Below are 19852 nucleotides of genomic sequence, written 5' to 3'. Positions count from 1 at the left end.
GAGAACAGGCGCTCGCGCCCGGGTCGGGCGGGGCGCCGGGCGCCTGGAGTTGCGGGGCGCGCGGATGGGGCGGGGGGCGGCGCGCCCGGAGGACGGGGGGGCGCCCGCCCCGGGGGGCTGGGGCGGGCGCGCCGGGGGCGGCGGGGGGTCAGGACCGGAAGGGGGTCCCTAGGGGGGAGGTGCGCAGGCCGGGGCGCAGGCGGGTCCAGGGCAGGGTCGCGGGATCGACGGCCATCGGGCCGGGGGCGGCGCAGACGAGGATGGCCTCGGCGATCGGCTGGAAGTCGGCGCGGAAGTGGTTGGAGCTTTTGACCACCAGGATCTTCTCGTCCTCGGGCGGGACGCCCAGCGAGCGGAACATCTCCCGGTCCGCCATCTGCGCCTTGGTCGAGACCAGCGCGATCTTCACCTCGCCGATGCGCAGCAGGGCCGAGGGGCCCATGTCCATCGTCCGGCCCGAGAAGTATCCGCCCCGGGCGAGGAACCGGCCGTCGGTGAGCTTCTCGATCAGGAACTCCGCCTCGTAGGGGGCGTCGCCGGGGATCTTCGAGTTGGCGCCGAGCGCGAGCTTGATCGTGGCGCCCTCGCCGGCGGCGTGGCAGGCCGCGGCGCTTGCAGGGTCGAAGATGTTGCCGATGGCGCCCGAGGCCCCGCAGGCGACCAGCGCGCGCAGCATGCCCATGGTGTCGCTGTCGCCGCCGGCGCCGGGGTTGTCCTGGGTGTCGGAGATCACCACCGGTTTCGTCGCGCCCTCGGCGATGCGCATCGCCTCGCGCACGCCCTCCTCGGGGGACCAGACGGGGCCGGCGAAGTCGGCCTCGGCGGCCTCGATGGCCAGCGCCAGCTGCTCGGCGGCGATCTCGGCGCCGGGGCCGTAGGCGGTGATCGCCATGCCGCAGTCGGGGAAGTCGGCGGCCGGGAAGCCCATGTTGAAGGAGAGGGACGGGCAGCGGGGGTCGGCGACCAGCTCCTCGAGCCTGGCGTAGAGGTCCCTGGCGGGGTTCTCGAAGGTGGTCTGCCAGCTGATCGCGGTCAGGAAATCGATCTGGCGGAAGGCCTTGGCGAATTTTTCCCCGGCGAGCAGGCGGGCCATCATCCGGGCGGAGCGGCGGCCGGTCTCGGCCATGTCGACGTGGGGGTAGGTGCGGTAGCTCTCGAGCACGTCGGCCATCTCGACCATCAGGGGGGTGACGTTGGCGTGCAGGTCGAGGCTGACCGTGATCGGCAGATCGGCGCCGACCTGGGCGCGGATGCGCTTGAGGATCTCGCCCTCGCCGTCGTCGAGATGCTGGGTGACCATCGCGCCGTGCAGGTCGAGGCAGATGCCGTCGATCTCGCCGGCCTGGGCGATCAGCTCCAGCAGGCGGGCGGTGATGCGCTCGAACGCGTCCTGCGTCACGTGGGCGGAGGGGGAGGCCATGCAGTAGATCGTGGGGATGCACTCCCACCCCTGCTGCTCGCCGACCTCCATCGCGCCGCCGATGGCGGCGTTCACGCCGCGCACCTTCTCGCGCAGCTCCTCGCCCTCGGACATGCGGCCGTAGCCGCCGCCGCCCTCGAAGTCCCTGTAGGTGGCGAGCGACGGGCCGAAGGTGTTGGTCTCGTGCAGGAATCCGCCGAAGACGATGCGTTTGGGGGCCATCACGCAGCCTCGATCTTGTTGAGCCCGCACCAGCGGGCGATGAACAGGGCGATGGTCTCGGTCACGCGCTGGATCGAGGCCAGCTCCACCTTCTCGTCGAAGCCGTGCACGTTCAGGGCCTTGGGGCCGAAGCAGACGGCGGGGATGTCGTAGTAGAGCTCGTAGAAGCGGGTGTCGGTGAGGGCGGTGGAGGAGCGCAGCTCCATCATCTCGTCGCCGAAAACGTCGGAGTAGGCCGAGGACAGGACCTCGTGCAGCTCGTCGCCGTTCTCCAGCACCCAGCCTTCGGCCTGGAAGCCGTTCCAGACCACCTCGGGCGGGTTGTTGGCGAGGAACGGGTTCTCGCGCGCCGCGGCGGACACGCAGTCGAGGATCTCCTGCTTGCATTTGTCGAGGTCGAAGCCGGGCAGCACGCCGATGCGGCAGTCGACGTCGCACCAGGCGGGGACCGAGGAGGCCCAGTCGCCGCCCTGGATCTTGCCGGCGTTGAAGTTCAGCGGGTGGGGGACGTCCTTCCAGACCGGATCGTCGCCCTTGCGCGCGTTCCACTCCTCCTGCAGGGCCGAGAGCTTCTTCAACACCTCGAAGCTCGCCATGATCGCGTTCGAGCCTTCGCCCGCGACCGAGACGTGGACCGGCTTGCCGCGGACCTTCAGCTTGAACCACAGCACGCCGACCTGGGCGTTCGAAAAACGGTGGCCGGTGGGCTCGGGCAGCAGGGCCGCGTCGGCGCGGTAGCCGCGCTGCAGGGTCGAGAGGGCGCCGAGGCCGGTCGACTCCTCCTCGATCACCGACTGGAAGAAGACCGGGGCGGCGGGCTCGAACCCGGCCTTGCGGAGCGCGTCGAGGGCGAACAGCGCGCAGACCGTGCCGGCCTTCATGTCGCCCGCGCCGCGGCCGTTCATCCAGCCGTCCTTGATCGCGGGCTCGTAGGGCGGCGTCTCCCACATCTCGAGCGGGCCGGTGGGGACCACGTCGAGGTGGCCCTGAAGGATCAGCGAGCGGCCCTTGACCTGGTCCGGACGGTGCGCGCCGACGACGCTGCGGGCGCGAGAGAAATCGCCCTCGATCGGGCCGAAGCCCTTCAGGTCCTTGAGGTCGTCGAGCTCGATCTTCCAGTCGTCCACTTCGTAGCCGCGGGCGCGCAGGGCGGCGGCGATGAAGTCCTGGGCGGGGCCTTCCTCGAAGCGTTGCGAAGGGATCCTGACGAAATCGGCGAGAAAGGCGGTCTGCGACTCGAAGTTGTCGGCGACCGCTGCAACGATGGCGGCGCGATCTGCATCATCGACAGGCAGGTGAGCGGTCATCGGGCGTCTCCTTGGGCGCCGCGCATCAATTCGCACAGCGATACGGGGTTATTGGTTCGGACATAGATTGACAACGCCGTGACGCACGACGCAACCTTTCTCTCGCACCTGCAAAAGGCGCCGATCGACCCGCAGCCAGACGATCCGTGGCCCGCTGCGAAAAAACAAGATTGCCGGAGCCTGGCGCCCGAGTCCTTCCGGGGGGAAGGGGGCGCCGGCATTCCACGGCCGGCTGATCCGACAGGAGACGCGAATGTTCGACTTTCTCGCCAAGACGGGACGCCGAGCGGCGCCGCGCCGCCGGACCTCGGCCGCGCTGCTTGCCGGCGCCGCGGCCGCCGCGCTGCTCGCCACGCCGCTTTCGGCCCAGACCCTCAAGGTCGTGATGCACTCGTCGCTGCGCGTGCTCGACCCGATCATCACCACCGCCTACATGTCGCGGAACCATGGCTACATGGTCTTCGACACGCTGTTTGCGCTGAACTCGGACTACGAGATCAAGCCGCAGATGGCCGAGGGCTACGAGATCTCCGAGGACCAGCTGACCTGGACCATCACGCTCCGCGACGGGCTGGTGTTCCATGACGGCGCCCCGGTGACCGCCGAGGACGCTGTCGCCTCGCTCAAGCGCTGGGGCGAGCGCGACGGCATGGGCCAGAAGCTGATGGAGGCCGTCTCCGAGATGGTCGCCGTCGACGACAAGACCTTCGAGATCCGGCTGACCGAGCCCTATGGCCTGGTGCTGGATTCGATCGCCAAGCCGTCCTCGAACGTGCCCTTCATCATGCCCAAGCGCCTGGCCGAGGTTCCCTCGACCGAGCCGATCCCCGAGCAGATCGGGTCGGGGCCGTTCGTCTTCGTGCAGGACGAGTTCCAGCCCGGCGTGCAGACGGTCTACGAGAAGTTCGCCGACTACGTGCCCCGCGAGGAAGAGCCCTCCTGGGCCTCGGGCGGCAAGGTCGCCAAGGTCGACCGGGTCGAGTGGATCGTGATGTCCGACGCCCAGACCGCGATGAACGCGATGATGTCGGGCGAGATCGACTATTGGGAGCAGGTGCCGCTGGACCTGCTGCCGGTGCTCGAGCAGGTGCCCGAGGTCAAGGTCGACGTGCTCAACAAGATGGGCCTGGTGACCATCGGCCGGTTCAACTTCCTCAACCCGCCGTTCGACGACCTGAAGGTGCGTCAGGCGGCGATGATGGCGATGAACCAGGACGACGTTCTGGCCGCGCTGATCGGCAACCCCGACTACTACACCGCCTGCGGGGCGATGTTCCTGTGCGACACGCCGCTCGAGTCGGACGCGGGCGCGGGTCCGGTGCTGGAGAAGGACGACCTCGACGCCGCCAAGGCGCTGCTCGAGGAAAGCTCCTACGACGGCTCGCCGATCGTGATCATGCACCCCACCGACGTGGGCACGCTGAACACGCAGCCGGTGGTCGCCGCCCAGGCGTTCCGCGACATCGGCTTCAACGTCGACCTGCAGGCGATGGACTGGCAGACGCTGGTCGGGCGCCGCGCCTCCCAGGCGCCGCTGTCGGACGGCGGCTGGAACATGTTCTTCACCAACTGGGTGGGCGCGGACGTGTTCAACCCGATCGTGAACAACATGGTCAACGGCAAGGGCAAGGACGGCGGCTGGTTCGGCTGGCCCGACATGCCCGAGGCCGAGGAGCTGCGCACCGCCTACGCCAAGGCCGGCTCGGTCGAGGAGCAGGCCGAGATCGCCGAGAAGCTGCAGGCCTTCGCCTACGAGAACGCCATGTACATCCCGCTGGGCCAGTACACGACGCCGACCGCGTGGTCGGGCAAGCTCGACGGCGTCCTGGGCGGGCCGGCCCCGTTCTTCTGGAACATCTCGAAGTCCGAGTGACCTGATCCCCCGGCCCGGCCCCCGCCCGGGGGCCGGGCCTTCGACCCGAGCCGCGCGCCCAGGTTGGCCCAAGGGCCGGCCGATCCACGTCCCCGCGCCGTCCGTCCGCAGAAGGCGCCGCGGCTGCGAGCGAGGTTTCCCTCATGCTGTCCTACATCGTCCGGCGCGTGCTGGCGGCGATCCCCGTCATGATCTTCGTGGCGCTGTTCGTCTTCCTGCTGCTGCGCCTCTCGCCCGGCGATCCCGCCGCGATCATCGCCGGCGACACGGCCACGCCCGAGCAGCTCGAGCAGATCCGCGAGCGGCTGGGCCTGAACGATCCGATCTACATCCAGTTCGCCGACTGGGGCTGGCGCCTGCTGCAGGGCGACTTCGGCGAGTCGATCCTGTCGGGCACCCCGGTCGCCGGGATGATCGCCGACCGGATGGAGCCGACGATCTCGCTGGCGCTGACCACCATCATCCTCTCGATCGTCATCGCCGTGCCGCTGGGCGTGCTGGCGGCGTGGAAACACGGCACGATCATCGACCGGGTCGTGATGGCGATCTCGGTGCTGGGCTTCTCGGTGCCGGTGTTCGTGATCGCCTACGTGATGATCCAGGTGTTTGCGATCAATCTCAAATGGCTGCCGGTGCAGGGCTTCACCTCGATCTTCGACGATCCGGGGCGGTTCGCCGAACGCATCGCCATGCCGACGCTGACGCTGACCATGCTCTACATCGCGCTGATCGCGCGCATCACCCGCACCTCGATGCTCGAGACGCTGGGCGAGGATTTCGTGCGCACCGCGCGGGCCAAGGGCCTGGCCGAGCGGCGGGTGCTGATGAAGCACGCGCTGCGCAACTCGGCCGTGCCGATCGTGACCGTGATCGGCATCGGCTTCGCGCTGATCATCTCGGGCGTGGTGGTGACCGAGTCCGTGTTCAACCTGCCGGGGCTGGGCCGCCTGACCGTCGACGCGGTGCTGGCGCGCGACTACCCGGTCATCCAGGCCGTGATCCTGCTGGCCTCGATGCTCTACGTGGGGATCAACCTGTTGATCGACATCGCCTACGTCATCCTTGATCCGAGGATCCGCTACGCATGACGACCGCACCGGAGCTTTCCCCCGCGCCCGCCCGCGGCGCCGCCATGTGGCAGCGGACCCGGCAGATGTTCTTCGCCGGGCCCGTGACCACCACGGCGACCGTGGTGCTGATCGCGATCATCGTGATGGCGATCGCGGCGCCGCTGCTCGCGCCCCACGACCCGATCCGCCTGAACCCGGCGATGCGGCTGAAGCCGCCGTCCGACGAGTATCTGCTGGGCACCGACGCCTTCGGGCGCGACCTGCTGAGCCGGATCATCTACGGCGCGCGCATCTCGCTGGCCGTGGGCGTGGGGGCCGCGATCCTCTCGGTGGCGCTGGGGCTGGTGATCGGCCTCGTCTCGGGCTTCTTCCGGGGGCTCGACGCGGTGCTGATGCGCATCGTCGACGGGCTGATGGCGATCCCCTCGATCCTGCTGGCCATCGCCATCGTGTCGCTGTCGGGCGCGAGCCTGCAGACCGTGCTGATCGCCATCGTCATCCCCGAGGTGCCCCGCGTGGTGCGGCTGGTCCGCTCGGTGGTGCTCTCGGCGCGCGAGGAGCCCTATGTCGAGGCCGCGATCTCGGTCGGCACGCCGACCTGGAAGATCCTGACCCGCCACCTGCTGCCCAACACCATCCCGCCGCTGATCGTGCAGGGCACCTATATCTGCGCCGCCGCGATCCTGACCGAGGCGATCCTGTCGTTCCTGGGCGCGGGCATCAATCCCGAGACCCCGACCTGGGGGAACATCATGGCCGAGGGCCGCGTCTACTTCATCATCAACCCCGGGATCATCCTGTGGCCGGGCCTGGTGCTGTCGCTGGCGATCCTGTCGGTGAACCTGGTGGGCGACACCGTGCGCGACGCGCTCGATCCGCGCCTGGCCAAGAGGGGGATCGACCGATGAGCGAAGCCCGCACCGTGACCGAGGCGAGGCGCGAGGCGACCTCGCCCGACGGCAACGTGCTCGAGATCCGCAACCTCTCGATCGCGCTGGACGGGGACGACGAGGCCCGGGTGGTCAAGAACCTGTCGCTGTCGATCAAGCCGGGCGAGACGATGTGCCTGGTGGGCGAGAGCGGCTCGGGCAAGTCGCTGACCTCGCTTGCCGCGATGGGGCTGCTGCCCAAGGCGCTGCGGGCCACGACCGGGGAGATCCTGGTCAACGGGGTCGACGTGCTCAAGCAGTCGCCCAACCGGCTGCGCTCGATGCGCGCGACCCAGATGGCGATGATCTTCCAGGAGCCGATGACCGCCCTGAACCCGGTGATGAAGGTCGGAGACCAGATCGCCGAGGTGATGGAGGCGCACGGCCAGTCCAAGGGCGACCGCCGGAAGGCGGTGCTCGAGATCATGGAGCATGTGCATCTGCCCGACGTCGAGCGGATCTTCGGCTCCTACCCCCACCAGCTTTCGGGCGGGCAGCGCCAGCGGATCATGATCGCCATGGCCCTGGTGCTGCGGCCCAAGCTGCTGATCGCCGACGAGCCGACGACCGCGCTCGACGTGACCACGCAGGCGCAGGTGCTGAAACTGATCCGCGAGCTGCGCGAGGAGCTGGGCACCGCGGTGCTGTTCATCACCCACGACATGGGCGTGGTCGCCGAGATCGCCGACGACGTGACCGTGCTGCGGCTGGGCGAGGCGGTGGAGCGGGCGCCGGTGACCGAGCTGCTGCGCGGGCCCCGGACCGAGTATGCGCGCGAGCTGCTCTCGGCCGTGCCCTCGCTGATCCCGCGCGCCGCGCGTCCGGCGCCCAAGAAGGCGACGCCGGCGCTGAGCACCGAGGCGCTGACCAAGATCTACACCTCCAAGACCCTGCTCGGCAAAGCCAAGGAGACGCGGGCCGCCGACGCGGTCAACCTGACGCTCGGGCCGGGCCGGACGCTGGGGATCGTGGGCGAGAGCGGCTCGGGCAAGTCGACGGTGGCGCGCTGCATCGTGCGGCTGGTCGATCCGACCTCGGGCTCGGTGAAGATCTCGGGCGAGGAGATCGCGACGATCCCGCTCAGCCGCCTGAAGCCGCATCGCAAGCGGGTGCAGATCGTGTTCCAGGACCCGTTCCGCAGCCTCAACCCGCGCATCGAGGTCGGCGAGTCGATCATCGAGGGGCCGCTGAACTTCGGCGTCTCGCGCAAGCAGGCGATGAAGGACGCGGGCGAGCTGCTGGAGCTGGTGGGGCTGCCGCGCAGCGCCATCGACCGGTTCCCGCACCAGTTCTCGGGCGGGCAGCGCCAGCGCATCGCCATCGCGCGCGCGCTGGCGATGAAGCCGGACCTGCTGATCGCCGACGAAGCCGTCTCGGCGCTGGACGTCTCGGTGCAGGCGCAGGTGCTGCGGCTGCTCGACGAGATCCAGGAGCGGATGGGCATCGCGATCCTGTTCATCACCCACGACCTGCGCGTCGCCGCCCAGATCTGCGACGAGGTGATGGTGATGCGAAAGGGCCTGGTGGTCGAATCCGGGCCCGCCGCCGAGGTGCTGGCCAATCCGCGCACCGACTACACCCGATCCCTGATCGAGGCGGCGCCGGGACGGCACTGGGACTTCGCCAATTTCAGACCGGTGTCGGAAACCATCGCCGCCGCGCGCTAACCCCCCTTTGCGCCGCCCCCCCGGGGCGGCGTTTTCATGTTCGGGGCCGCCGCGCGCGTCCCGAACGACACTTCGAGACGACCCTGAGGACGACCGACATGGACATCAACGCCCTTCCCTTCGACGCCGACGAGATGCTGAAGGGGCTCAACGGCTGGGTGGCGCAGGAGAGCCCGACCTGGGACGCCGGCGCGGTGAACGGGATGCTGGATCTCGCCGCGCGCGATCTTGCCGACATGGGCTTCACGATCGAGCGGATCCCCGGCGCGATGGGGCTCGGCGACACGCTGCGCGCGACCCAGCCGACCCACCCCCGGGCGGGCGAGAAGGGCGTGCTGATCGCGGGCCACATGGACACGGTGCACCCGGTGGGGACGCTGGCCGATCTGCCGATCCGGCGCGAGGGCGACCGCGCCTACGGGCCGGGCATCTGGGACATGAAGTCGGGCAACTACCTGTGCCTCGAGGCGATCCGCCAGCTCAAGAAGGCCGGGATCGAGACTCCGCTGCCGATCACCGTGCTGTTCACCCCCGACGAGGAGATCGGCACGCCGGCCGCGCGGAGCATCATCGAGGCCGAGGCCTCGCGCGCCCGCGCCGTGCTGGTGCCCGAGCCGGGCAAGTCCGGGGGCGGCGTCACCTCGGGGCGCTACGCGATTGCGCGGTTCAACCTGAAGGCCATCGGCATCCCCTCGCATTCCGGCGCGCGCCTCAAGGAAGGCCGCTCGGCGATCCGCGAGCTGTGCCGGCGGATCGAGCAGATCGAGGGGATGACCACCGACGACTGCACCTTCTCGGTCGGCGTGATCAAGGGCGGGCAATGGGTGAACTGCGTCAGCTCCTCGGCCTTCGGCGAGGCGCTGTCGATGGCCAAGGAGCAGGCGGACCTCGACCGCGGGGTCGAGGCGATGCTGGCGCTCAACGAGCCGGGCGTCTTCGAGGTCACCCGCGGCGTCACCCGCCCGGTCTGGACGCTGGACGACGGCACGCGGGAGCTGCTGGCGATGGCCGAGGGGTTCCACAAGCAGGTGGGGATGAGCTTCTCGCACGCCCCCTCGGGCGGCGGTTCGGACGGCAACTTCACCGGCGCGATGGGCGTGCCGACGATCGACGGGCTGGGAACCGAGGGCGAGGGCGGCCACACGCTGCACGAGCACATCCTGGTCCCCACGCTGGCCAGCCGCGGCAAGGTGGTGGCGGGTCTGCTGGCGACCCTGACGTGAGGTGAGGCTGCGCCCTCCCCGCGCAGGCGGGGAGGGAGGGTCTACAGGCGCCCTGCGGGCGGGCTTGGCTGCCGGGCGCCGGGAGTTGAAGGCGCGCCTCCCCCGGAGGAGGGCGCGGCAGTGGCGACCGGCCCCCGGAGAGGCCGGTCGCGCGGCTTTTGCCAGGGGCTCAGCCGACGCGGCGGCGCAGGGCGCGCGGCAGGATCAGGTCGATCGCGAGGATCACGACCAGCGACAGGCCGACCAGCGGGAAGACCAGGCCCGCGACCACGGCCATGGCCAGGATCGCGCGGGGCGCCCGCCAGTCTGCCGGCGCGCGCGGGGCGCCGAGGCCGCCGGCGGGGCGGCGCTTCCACCACATGACCGCGGCCGAGACCGCCATCAGAACCACCGCCACGCAGGTCAGCAGCATCAGCAGCTGGTTCGCGAGCCCGTAGCGCTGGCCCATGTGCACGCTGACCCCCCACTCGGCCGCGCGTCCCAGCGCGCCGAGATCGGCAAAGCCCAGGTCGAAGAGCACCTCGCCGGTGTAGCGGTCGAGATGGATCACCCGCTCGTCCGAGATGGCGTCGGGGTAGACCGAGGCCGTGAACACCCCCTCGGGCGTCGTCGGCACGTCGAGCGTCCAGCCGGGGACCATGCCCAGCGCCTCGACCCGCGCCACGGCCTGGTCGAGCATCGCGGGCGCGCCTGCGGTCTCGGTCGCTGTCTGGGTCGCGGTCGGGGTTCCGGTCGGGGCGGGCGCGGCCTCAGCCTCGGCCGACGTTGCGCCGGCGGCGCCGTGATCGGCATGGCCGGCATGGTCGTCGGGGACGCCCGAGACCGGCATCGGCTGGCGCTCGAGGATCCAGGGGGTCTTGTCCATCGCCTCGCCCATCGGGACGGTCGAGACGGGGTAGGACGACCAGTAGCCGTCGGGCATCCCGAGGCCGAGCTCGTAGGCGCCCTCATAGAACCATTTGCCCCAGACGCCCGACCACGGCAGGCCGGACAGCGCGAGGAAGGCGATGAACAGCGCGGCCCAGGCGCCGGTGACCGCGTGCAGGTCGCGCCACAGGGCCCGGCCGCGGGTCTTGCGGGGGACCAGCACGCCCGCCTTCCGACCCCGGCGCGGCCACCACAGGTAAAGGCCGGTCGCGGTCAGCAGGATCGCCCAGCCGGCCACCGCCTCGATGATGCGGTTCCCCCACCAGCCGACGTATTCGAGGCTGTGGAGCTTGCGCACCACCCACATCGCGCCCGAGCCCGAGGAGCCCGCGTCCCAGGACGAGCCCAGCACCCGCGCCGTCCAGGGGTCGACCCAGACCACGTCGCGCAGCCCGTCCTGGCGCTGGATCTTCACCTGGGCGCTTCGGTCGGGCGCGGCCGGCGGGGCGTAGCCGCGGAGCGTGCCGGGGACCGCCTCGAGCGCGGCGGCGGCGAGCGCCGAGGGCGGCAGTTGCGGGCTTTCCTGCGGCGCGACGCGAGCGAGGTCGGCGTAGAGGGCGTCGTTGATCTCGTCCTTGAACAGGTAGATGCCGCCGGTGACGGCGAGCAGCGCCATGAAGGGCAGCACCAGCAGCCCGGCATAGAAGTGCCAGCGCCATACGGCGCGGTAGAGGGCCGAGGCGGGGGCCCGCGGGTCGGCGGCCGCGGCGCGCGCGGGGGCGCCCGCCCGGGGGCCGGAGGGAAGGGAGGTGTCGGTCATCTGGGTCTCGCACGCAGGAGAGGGCCGCGCGCCCGGCGGGCGGCGGCGATCGGCAAAGGGCGTCGGCTCTCAGGCGTGGGCGGGGGGACCGCGGGGATGGAAGGCCCGGGGCGCGGCGGGGAGCGGCGCCGTAGGGGCAGGGCTCTCGGGCGCGGCGTGGCGCGGCGAGGGCAGGGGGAGGGGCGGCGGCGGCTCGGGCGGGGCGGCGAGCGCCAGGCCGAAGAAGTCGCAACGCTCGGACTTGGGGGCGGTCTCGGGGACGGCCTGGCCGTCGGCGTCGACGGCGACCCAGGCGATCTGGGTCCCGGTGCAGATCGGCACGAAGCCCGCGACGCCCGGCCCCAGCAGCGCCGCGCCGACCACGCGCAACGACAGCGCCAGCGCCAGCAGCACGCCGAGCGCAGGGCCGAGCCGTCCGGAAATCGTCGCCACGCGGACCATGCGCCACCCTTGCCGCGAAACCGCGCCTCGCCCTATGCGGCATGGCGCGCCCGGCCGGGCCCGAGGCGGGGCCGCAACGCGCCCGAGGGGGCCCGCGAGGCGGTTATGCTTGTCGGCCGGGCGCGCCCGCGGCGGGCGGGGCCCTGCCCGCCCCCTGGCGCTCAGGTCGTCGCCAGTTGGGGAATCCGGCGCAGGCGGCGGGCGGCGAAGTCGACGAAGGCGCGGGTCTTGGGGGCGGTGCGGTGGCCCTCGACATGGACAATGTGGACCGGGAGGGGGGCGGGCGCGTGGGCGTCGAGCACGGCCACCAGGCGCCCCGCCTCGAGGTCCGCGTCGACCTGGTAGGACAACACCCGGCACAGGCCCCAGCCGCTGCGGGCGATCTCGATCGAGGCCGCCACGCTGGTCACGTTCAGACGCGGCGCGGTGCGCACCGCCTCGGCGCGGAACCGCCAGACGGGGGAGGGGGACTCGGCATGGGCCGCGACGATCCGGTGGCCGGCGAGGTCGGCGGGATCGTCCGGGACGCCGTGGCGGGCGAAATAGGCGGGCGCGCCGCAGACCACCTGGCGCACCTCGCCGACGCGCACGGCCACGAGGTCCGAGGCGGGCAGGGGGCCGATGCGGATGGCGACGTCGATCCCCTCCTCGACCAGGTTCGCCACGCGGTCGAGCATCAGCGCCTCGGCGGTCACGCGGGGGTGGAGGTCCAGGAACTCGGTCAGCAGGGGGGCGACGTGGATGCGGCCGAACTCCTGCGGGCAGGTGAGGCGGAGGTGGCCGGCGGGCTGGCCGGCGGCGCCGGCGGCCGCCTCGTCGGCGGCCTGGAGGTGGGCGAGGATCTCGCGCACCTCGCCAAGATAGGCGCGGCCGACCTCGGTCAGGCGCACCCGGCGGGTGGTGCGGGTGAAAAGACGCGCGCCCAGCGCGGACTCGAGCGCGCCGATCCCCCGCGTGGCCGAGGGCGCGCTGAGGCCCACGGCCCGGGCGCCGGCGGCGAAGCTCTCGGCCTCGGCGACGGCGACGAAGATCCGCAGCGACTGCAGGCGGTCCATCGGCTCCTCGATTGTTTTGGGATGTGAAATGGTCTCCTGCCTGGGGCGATTATTCCTTTGCGAAGCGTCCGTGTCCAGATTTCCGACGCGACACAGGCGCAGCCATAGGACGGAGCCAGGGCGATGATCGACGACCGCACGCAGGCCGGGGAGACCGTGATCCTCCATCGCAATCCGAAGTCGGGGCACTGCCACCGGGTGGAGCTGATGCTCCGCTTCCTGGAGATCCCCTACCGGACCCATGACCTCGACATGGCCAACGGGGCCCACAAGGCGCCCGACTACCTCGCGATCAGCCCGCTGGGGCAGGTCCCGGCCATCGAGCAGGGGGAGGTGGCGCTGGCCGATTCAAACGCGATCTGCAGCTACCTCGTCCATCGCCACGGCGACGCCGGGGCCTGGCTGGGGCGCACCCCGCTCGAGGCGGCTCAGGTGCAGCGGTGGCTGTCGATCGCGGCGGGCGAGATCGCCGCGGGCCCCTGCGCGGCGCGGCTGGCGACCGTGTTCGGCGCGACCCTCGACCACGACGCGGCCAAGGCCCGATCGCACGCGCTGTTCAAGATGATCGAGGCGCATCTCGACGGCCGGGAGTGGCTGGCGGCCGAGCGTCCGACGCTCGCCGACGTGGCCGGCTACAGCTACATCGCCCACGCGCCCGAGGGGGGCGTGAGCCTGCGGCCCTATCCCGGCATCCGGGCCTGGCTCTCGCGCATCGAGGGCCTGGCGAACTTCATCCCGATGGAGCGCTCGCCGACGCTGGCCTGAGGCCCTCGCGACGCGCAAGGAGACCGTGCCATGACCCTTCCCTTTCACGGTGGCGAGCTGGAGGCGCAGGCCCGCGCCGGCGTCGGCGAGGCCGCGGCCGCTGGCGGCGCCTTCATCCGCGATCACATGCCCGAGCAGCATCGCGCCTTCTTCGCGGGGCTGCCGTTCCTGGTGGTGGCGGGCGGCGATGCGCAGGGCCGGACCTGGGCCTCGATCCTCGAGGGGCCGGAGGGGTTCGCGACCTCGCCCGACCCGCGCCGGCTGAACCTGGGGCGGGGGCTGGCGCCGGCCGATCCCCTGGCCGAGACCTTCGAGCGCGGCGGCGAGATCGGGCTGCTGGGCATCGAGCTCGCCACCCGCCGGCGCAACCGCCTGAACGGGCGGCTGCGGCGCGAGGGCGAGGGCGAGGGCTTTGCGCTGGAGGTCTGGCAGAGCTTCGGGAACTGCCCGCAGCATATCCTACCGCGTGAGCGGCGGGTGGAGGGGGGGCGGCCCGGGCCGGTCCGCGTCTCCGACCGGCTGAGCGGCGAGCAGGCGGCGCGGATCTCGGCGGCCGACACGTTCTTCATCGCCTCGGGCTTTGCGGCCTCGGGGCGGGAGGACGGCGCGGCGGGGGGCTTTGACGCCTCGCACCGCGGCGGGCCGCAGGGGTTCGTGAGGGTCGAGGGCGGGGGCGCGCTGTCCTTCCCCGACTATGCGGGCAACAACTTCTTCAACACGCTGGGCAACCTGCTGCGCGATCCGCGGGTCGGCCTCGTGTTCGTGGATTTCGAGAGCGGCGGCCTGCTGCACCTGTCCGGGCGCGCCAGCATCGACTGGCGCCCCGGGGCGAGCGCGGATCCCGACGCGCGCCGGCTGGTGCGGGTGGCGATCGAGCGGGTGATCGAGCGTCCCGGCGCCCTGTCGCTGCGCTGGCGGCGCGAGGGCGCGGCGCGGTTGCGGCTGCGGGTGACGCGCAAGGTGCGCGAAAGCGCGGGCATCGTCTCGTTCCATCTCGCCCCGCAGGACGGCTCGCCGCCGCCGGCGTTCCGGCCGGGCCAGCACCTGCCGGTGGCGCTGGAGATCCCCGGCCGGCCCGGGCGCGTGCGGCGCAGCTATTCGCTGTCGGGTCCCGGTCCGGGGCTGCGGATCAGCGTCAAGCGGGAGGGGCGGGGCCTCGCCTCGCGGTTCCTGCACGACGCGGTGGCGGTGGGCGACGTGATCGAGGCCGACCTGCCCGCGGGCGAGTTCGCGCTGCCCGGCGGCGACGCGCCGCTGGTGATGGCCGGCGCAGGCGTGGGGGTGACGCCGCTGCTGGCGATGCTGCACGCCGCGGCGGCGGGCGATCCGGGGCGCCCGGTGCGCTTTGCGCAGGGGGTGCGGTCGGGGCGCGATCACGCGTTCAAGGCCGAGGTGGCGGGGCTGGCGGGGCCGGCGCGGGTCGCCAGGGTCTGGTTCAGCGCCCCGGACGCGCAGGACCGCCGCGCGGGCGGCTTCGACGCCGAGGGGCGGCTGAGTGCGGCGGACCTGCTGGCGCTGGCGCCCTCGCAGGACGCCGAGTTCCTGCTCTGCGGCCCGGCCGCCTTCCTCGCGCAGATCCGCGCGGGGCTCGAGGCCGGCGGCGTGCCCGCCAGCCGGATCCATGTCGAAAGCTTCGGCCCGGAGGGCTGAGGCGTCAGGCGCGGGGCGGCGAGATCCCCGCGCGGGACGGTCGAGCGGGCGGCGCGGGTCGAGGCCGGGCTGCGTCCCGGGCGTCAGGTGACCCGGGCGCGGCGGCGGTGCTCGGGGCGGTCCCAGGCGGCGGTGTCCAGCACCTCGACGAGGATCGCGGCGGCGCGGGCGACTTCGGCGGGCGTGTTGTAGAGGGGGGCGAAGCCGAAGCGGATCAGGTCGGGCGCGCGGAAGTCCCCGACCACGCCGCGCGCGATCAGGGCCTGCATCACCGCGTAGCCCTCGGGGTGGCGGAACGAGACCTGACTGCCCCGAAGCTCGGCCTCGCGCGGGGAGGCGAGGGCGAGGTCCTCCCGCCCCTCGAGCGCCGCGAGGAAGGTCTCCGAGAGGGCCAGCGAACGGGCGCGCAGCGCGGCGAGGTCCACCCCCTCCCAGACCTCGAGCGCCGCGTCGAGCGCCGAGAGGGAGAGGATCGGCGGCGTGCCGACCAGCATCCGGTCGAGGCCCTCGGCGGGCGCATAGTCGGGGGCGAAGTCGAAGGGGGCGGCGTGGCCCATCCAGCCGGCGAGGGCCGGCGCCGCCTCGGCCTGGTGGCGCGGGGCGACATAGAGGAACGCCGGCGCCCCCGGCCCGCCGTTGAGATACTTGTAGCCGCAGCCCACCGCGAAATCGGCCCCCGCGCCCGCGAGGTCCACCGGCAGGGCCCCCGCGGAATGGGCGAGGTCCCAGACCGTCAGCGCCCCCGCCGCCTGCGCCCTGGCGGTCAGCGCGGCCATGTCGTGACGGCGGCCGGTGCGGTAGTCGACCTCGGTCAGCATCATCACGGCGACGTCTTCGTCGAGCGCCTCGGCCACCGCCTCGGGGGTGACGAGGCGCAGGGTGTGGCCCTGGCCCAGGGCCTGGGCCAGGGCTTGCGCGACATAGAGGTCGGTGGGGAAGTTGCCGGCCTCCGACAGGATCACCCGGCGCCCGGGCCGCAGGGCGAGCGCGGCCGAGAGGCACTTGAAGAGGTTGACCGAGGTCGAATCCGCCGCCCGCACCGCGTCCGGCTCGGCGCCGATCAGCCGGCCGATGCGCGCGCCGACGCGAGCGGGCAGGTCGATCCAGCCGGCCTCGTTCCAGCCGCGGATCAGCAGGCGCCCCCATTCGTCCGAGACCACCTGCGCCAGGCGTTCGCGCGCCGCGCGGGGCAGGGGGCCGAGCGAGTTGCCGTCGAGGTAAATGACCCCCTCGGGCAGGTCGAAGAGGGCTCGGGTGCGGGCGAAGGGATCGGGATCGGTCACGGGTCTGGGCCTCCTGCGCGGAGGCTCCGTTGTTTCGCGGCCGCGCGGGCGGCGCAAGGGGCGCAAGGGGGCGGTCAGGCTGTGGGAAGGGCGGGGGGCCGGGTGATCGCGGCGAGCGTCTCGCCGGCCTGGAGACGGCGGATGGTCTCGGGCTCGGCGGCCTGCATGGCGCGGGCGCGGGCCGCATGGTCGGGCGCGGTCGCGGGGTCGAGCGCGAGGACGCCGTTCTCGTCGGCGAGGATCAGGTCGCCGGTCTTCACCGCGACGCCGCCGCAGGCCACCTCGCCGCCGACCTCGCCGCCCTTGCCGCGGATCTTGGTGGTGATCGGCGAGCGGCCCCGGCACCATACCGGGAAGCCCGCCGCGACCAGCGCCGAGAGGTCGGTGACATAGCCGTCGATCACCACGCCGGCGCAGCCGCGCGCCATGGCGGCCGCGGTCAGCACCGCGCCCCAGCAGGCGTGGCGGCGGTCGCCGCAGCGGTCCACCACCAGGAACTGGCCCGGTTCGAGCGCCGAGAGCGCATGGGCGAGCGCGGTTCCGTCATCGCCGGGCAGGCGGACGGTCAGCGCGGGCCCGAAGGCCCGGGCGGCGGGGATCACCCCCTGGATCGCGGGATCCATGAAGCCGTCCTCGAGGAAGTGGCCCAGCGTCGCGGTCTCGATGTCGGAAAGGTCGAGGGTCATTGCGGGCATGCCTTTCATGCGGGTCTGCGCCCCGTCGCTGCGGGGGCGGGAGGTTGGCCGGCGCCGGGGGCCTCGCCGGCGAGATGGGAGCCGCTCACGTCAGCCACGACGCGCGGGTCGAGACGTCGGTCAGGGCCGGCGTCTCGACCCCGGTGGCGAGCACGATCCCGGCGCAGGGGAGCGGGCCGCGGTCGGTCTCGACCGCCTCGATCCGGCGCCCGGCGCGGCGGAAGCCGGTGACCCGGCGGTCGAAGCGGAGCGCGACCCGGTTGGTCCGGCGCAGATGCCCGCAGGTCCGCTCGACGAACAGGCGGCAGTCGCCGACCGCGTCCGCGGGGCTGTAGAGCCCGCCGACCAGCCGCTCCGAGAGCCGGGCCAGCGCCGGTTCGCGCGCCAGCAGGGCGGCGCGGTCGAGGACCTCGGCGTCGGAGTCGTCGCCGCGCAGCGAGGCGGCATGGCGGTCGAACCGGGCGCGGTCCTGGAACAGGTAGAGGCCGCCCTCGCGCCGGGTCTCGGGGGGGAGGGCCATCTCGGCCTCGGCGGCGGGCAGCAGGCTGCGGCCAAGGCGGCTGAGCTTCTGGAGGCGGGCGGTGTTGGCGCGGTGCGCGCGCGGCGTGCATTCGTGCAGGAAGGCGAGGCCCCAGCCCCACAGCGCGGGATCCATCGGCCGGGTCACCCGCAGCGAGGGGTCCCGCCCGGCGAGGGCGCGCAGCAGGGCGCCGACGGCCGAGGGCGCGGCCCAGGCCCTGGCGTGGCCGACCGCCAGGATCCCGGCGTTGGCGTGGCTGCACAGCCCGGCCGGCGCCGGGAGCGCGTCGAGGACGACGACCTCGCGCCCGCGACGGGCGAGCGCCCGGGCGGTCATCACGCCGGCGACGCCCGCGCCGACGACCACGACCGGTCCCGCGGCGGCGGGGTCCGGGTCGCTCACGCGATGCGGTCCGCGGTTTCGAGGATGCCGTGGACGCGCGTGGCGATCCACAGGACCATGGCGTCCTCCTCGCTCGAGGAGGTGAGGGCGTGGCCCATCTTGGAGTCGAAGTAGCAACTGTCGCCGGGGCTGAGCCGCATGGGCGCGTAGTGGTCGCTGTGCAGGATCACGCTGCCGCTGATCACGTAGAAGAACTCCTCGCCCAGATGCCCCTGCATCTCGCCGAACTCCTCGATCGAGCGGGCGCGGATGCGGGTCAGCAGCGGCGTGAACTCCTTGGTCGCGAGGCCGGCGCACAGCATCTGGTAGTCGTAGTGGGGCGAGGACTGCGCGATGCCCTCGCCCGCGCGGGTCACCACCAGACGGCCCGCGGCGCTTTCCTTGGGCGCGCTGCCGAACAGCTCGGTGACCTCGACGTTGAGGCCGACCGCAAGGCGCTGGATCGTCTCGTAGGTCGGCGAGACCTGGCCGTTCTCGATCTTGGACACCGCCGAGAGCGAGATGCCCGAGACCCGCGACAGGTCGTTGAGCGTCATCTTCGCGCGTTTTCGCAGCCGCTGGACGATGGTTCCGATGGCGGGCCGGCTGCGGGTTCCGGCGGGCTGGGCGTCGGCCATGCTCAGATCCTGCCCGCCGCGTGATCCTCGAGCCGGTCGTGCGCGGCGCGGGGGATGACGACGTCCGCCCCGCCGCGGCTGCGGCCCCGGCGGGCGCCGGGATAGGCGGCGAGGCCGGCCTCGGAGAGGCGGCGCACGAACTCCGCGCTGCGGGCCGCAAAGCCCTCGCCGCCCGAGCGGGCCGGGTCGATGCCGATGAAGATCTGCCCGGTGCGCGGGGTCTGGGCGCCGGGGTGGCCCGACCAGTCCACCTCGAACGAGAAGCGGCCCCCGGTCATGCCCGCGACCATCAGCTCGATCATCATCGAGATGGCAGAGCCCTTGTGCCCGCCGAAGGGGACCAGCGAGCCGCCGTCGAGGATCGCGGCGGGGTCGCAGGTGGGCGCGCCGTTGCGGTCGACGCCGGTGCCGGGGGGGACCTGGCGGCCCTCGCGCGCCGCGATCTGCACGTCGCCGTTGGCCATCGAGGTGGTGGCGAAGTCGAAGACCAGCGGCGCGTCGCCCTCGATGGGGGCGGCGAAGGCGAAGGGGTTGGTGCCGAACAGGGGCTTGGTGGCCCCCGCGGGGATCGAGCAGGCGAAGCTGTTGACCAGCGAGATCGCGATCAGCCCCTCCTCGGCGAGCGGCGTGACGTCGGGCCAGAGGGCGCCGAAGTGGTGCGAGTCCCGGATCGCGAGGAAAGCGATCCCGTTCTCGCGGACGCGCTCCACGAACGCCTCGCGCGCGGCGAGGAAGGCGGGCTGGGCGAAGCCGTTGGCGGCCTCGACCGCGAGATAGGCCGGCGCCTCGACCAAGACGCGGGGCTCGGCGGCGCCGTCCACCCAGCCCGAGCGCAGGGTCGAGACATAGCCGTCGATGCGGAAGATGCCGTGGCTGAAGGATCCCGCCGCCTCGGCGCCGGCGCAGTTGGCCGCGAGGATGTCGGCCACGCGGTCGCTGCAGCCGTTGCGGCGGAAGATGCGGGCGAGAAGCCCGGTCAGGGCGTCGATCGAAAGGCGGACGTCGTTGGCGTTGGGGGGCACCGGA

The 19852-nt window shown here is 72.5% G+C and carries 17 protein-coding genes; 7 read left to right on the top strand and 10 right to left on the bottom strand.

Annotation, left to right across the window (positions count from 1 at the left end; genetic code table 11):
* Positions 1-148: 148 nt before the first annotated feature.
* Positions 149-1642, bottom strand: coding sequence for a M81 family metallopeptidase (locus AAC134_RS07300; RefSeq protein WP_339948409.1), 1494 nt, complete (start codon positions 1640-1642; stop codon positions 149-151).
* On the bottom strand, positions 1642-2949 hold the full coding sequence (locus tag AAC134_RS07295; protein ID WP_339948408.1) for an ArgE/DapE family deacylase: 1308 nt from the start codon (positions 2947-2949) through the stop codon (positions 1642-1644). Before AAC134_RS07295 ends, AAC134_RS07300 begins: the two co-directional genes overlap by 1 nt.
* 253 nt (positions 2950-3202) lie before the next feature.
* Here AAC134_RS07295 and AAC134_RS07290 point away from each other — a divergent pair, with 253 nt between their 5' ends.
* The 5 genes from AAC134_RS07290 to AAC134_RS07270 all read left to right on the top strand — a co-directional run bounded on the left by AAC134_RS07290 (position 3203) and on the right by AAC134_RS07270 (position 9711).
* On the top strand, positions 3203-4822 hold the full coding sequence (locus tag AAC134_RS07290; protein ID WP_339948407.1) for an ABC transporter substrate-binding protein: 1620 nt from the start codon (positions 3203-3205) through the stop codon (positions 4820-4822).
* A gap of 143 nt (positions 4823-4965) precedes the next feature.
* On the top strand, positions 4966-5910 hold the full coding sequence (locus tag AAC134_RS07285) for an ABC transporter permease (protein WP_339948406.1): 945 nt from the start codon (positions 4966-4968) through the stop codon (positions 5908-5910).
* A 44-nt stretch (positions 5911-5954) separates the two neighbouring features.
* Complete coding sequence (locus AAC134_RS07280) at positions 5955-6800, top strand: ABC transporter permease (protein WP_339948411.1); 846 nt, start codon at positions 5955-5957, stop codon at positions 6798-6800.
* A complete protein-coding gene (locus tag AAC134_RS07275; protein WP_339948405.1) occupies positions 6797-8488 on the top strand; it encodes an ABC transporter ATP-binding protein in 1692 nt (563 codons plus the stop codon). The genes AAC134_RS07280 and AAC134_RS07275 overlap by 4 nt, the downstream gene beginning before the upstream one ends.
* Before the next feature lie 98 nt (positions 8489-8586).
* Complete coding sequence (locus AAC134_RS07270; protein ID WP_339948404.1) at positions 8587-9711, top strand: M20/M25/M40 family metallo-hydrolase; 1125 nt, start codon at positions 8587-8589, stop codon at positions 9709-9711.
* Between the two features lie 169 nt (positions 9712-9880).
* Here the strand turns inward: AAC134_RS07270 and AAC134_RS07265 are convergent, their stop codons facing one another.
* From AAC134_RS07265 to AAC134_RS07255, 3 genes are all read right to left on the bottom strand, one after another.
* Positions 9881-11398 carry a PepSY domain-containing protein gene (locus AAC134_RS07265; RefSeq protein ID WP_339948403.1) on the bottom strand — a complete coding sequence of 506 codons (1518 nt, stop codon included), beginning with the start codon at positions 11396-11398 and terminating at the stop codon, positions 9881-9883.
* Positions 11399-11467: 69 nt separating this feature from the next.
* The gene (locus AAC134_RS07260; RefSeq protein ID WP_339948402.1) at positions 11468-11830 is read right to left on the bottom strand and encodes a hypothetical protein; all 363 of its coding nucleotides are present in this window, start codon (positions 11828-11830) and stop codon (positions 11468-11470) included.
* A 170-nt stretch (positions 11831-12000) separates the two neighbouring features.
* A complete protein-coding gene (locus AAC134_RS07255; RefSeq protein ID WP_339948401.1) occupies positions 12001-12894 on the bottom strand; it encodes a LysR family transcriptional regulator in 894 nt (297 codons plus the stop codon).
* Positions 12895-13017: 123 nt separating this feature from the next.
* Here AAC134_RS07255 and AAC134_RS07250 point away from each other — a divergent pair, with 123 nt between their 5' ends.
* Positions 13018-13659 carry a glutathione S-transferase gene (locus tag AAC134_RS07250; RefSeq protein WP_339948400.1) on the top strand — a complete coding sequence of 214 codons (642 nt, stop codon included), beginning with the start codon at positions 13018-13020 and terminating at the stop codon, positions 13657-13659.
* Between the two features lie 30 nt (positions 13660-13689).
* Positions 13690-15309, top strand: a complete 1620-nt coding sequence (locus tag AAC134_RS07245; protein WP_339948399.1) for a pyridoxamine 5'-phosphate oxidase family protein — start codon at positions 13690-13692, stop codon at positions 15307-15309.
* An 83-nt stretch (positions 15310-15392) separates the two neighbouring features.
* Here the strand turns inward: AAC134_RS07245 and kynU are convergent, their stop codons facing one another.
* The 5 genes from kynU to AAC134_RS07220 form a co-directional block, all read right to left on the bottom strand.
* Positions 15393-16592: a kynureninase gene (kynU, locus tag AAC134_RS07240; protein ID WP_339948398.1), complete on the bottom strand. Its 1200-nt coding sequence runs from the start codon at positions 16590-16592 to the stop codon at positions 15393-15395.
* A 74-nt stretch (positions 16593-16666) separates the two neighbouring features.
* Entirely contained in the window at positions 16667-17278 is a 612-nt protein-coding gene (locus AAC134_RS07235) for an RraA family protein (RefSeq protein ID WP_339948397.1), read from the bottom strand.
* A 94-nt stretch (positions 17279-17372) separates the two neighbouring features.
* The gene (locus AAC134_RS07230; RefSeq protein WP_339948396.1) at positions 17373-18209 is read right to left on the bottom strand and encodes an FAD-dependent oxidoreductase; all 837 of its coding nucleotides are present in this window, start codon (positions 18207-18209) and stop codon (positions 17373-17375) included.
* Entirely contained in the window at positions 18206-18826 is a 621-nt protein-coding gene (locus tag AAC134_RS07225; protein ID WP_339948395.1) for an XRE family transcriptional regulator, read from the bottom strand. Before AAC134_RS07225 ends, AAC134_RS07230 begins: the two co-directional genes overlap by 4 nt.
* Positions 18827-18828: 2 nt before the next feature.
* Complete coding sequence (locus AAC134_RS07220) at positions 18829-19848, bottom strand: Ldh family oxidoreductase (RefSeq protein ID WP_339948394.1); 1020 nt, start codon at positions 19846-19848, stop codon at positions 18829-18831.
* Positions 19849-19852: the final 4 nt, after the last annotated feature.

This window comes from uncultured Albimonas sp., assembly GCF_963977235.1.
Classification (GTDB): domain Bacteria; phylum Pseudomonadota; class Alphaproteobacteria; order Rhodobacterales; family Rhodobacteraceae; genus Albimonas.
This window is presented reverse-complemented; position numbering and strand designations above follow the sequence as displayed.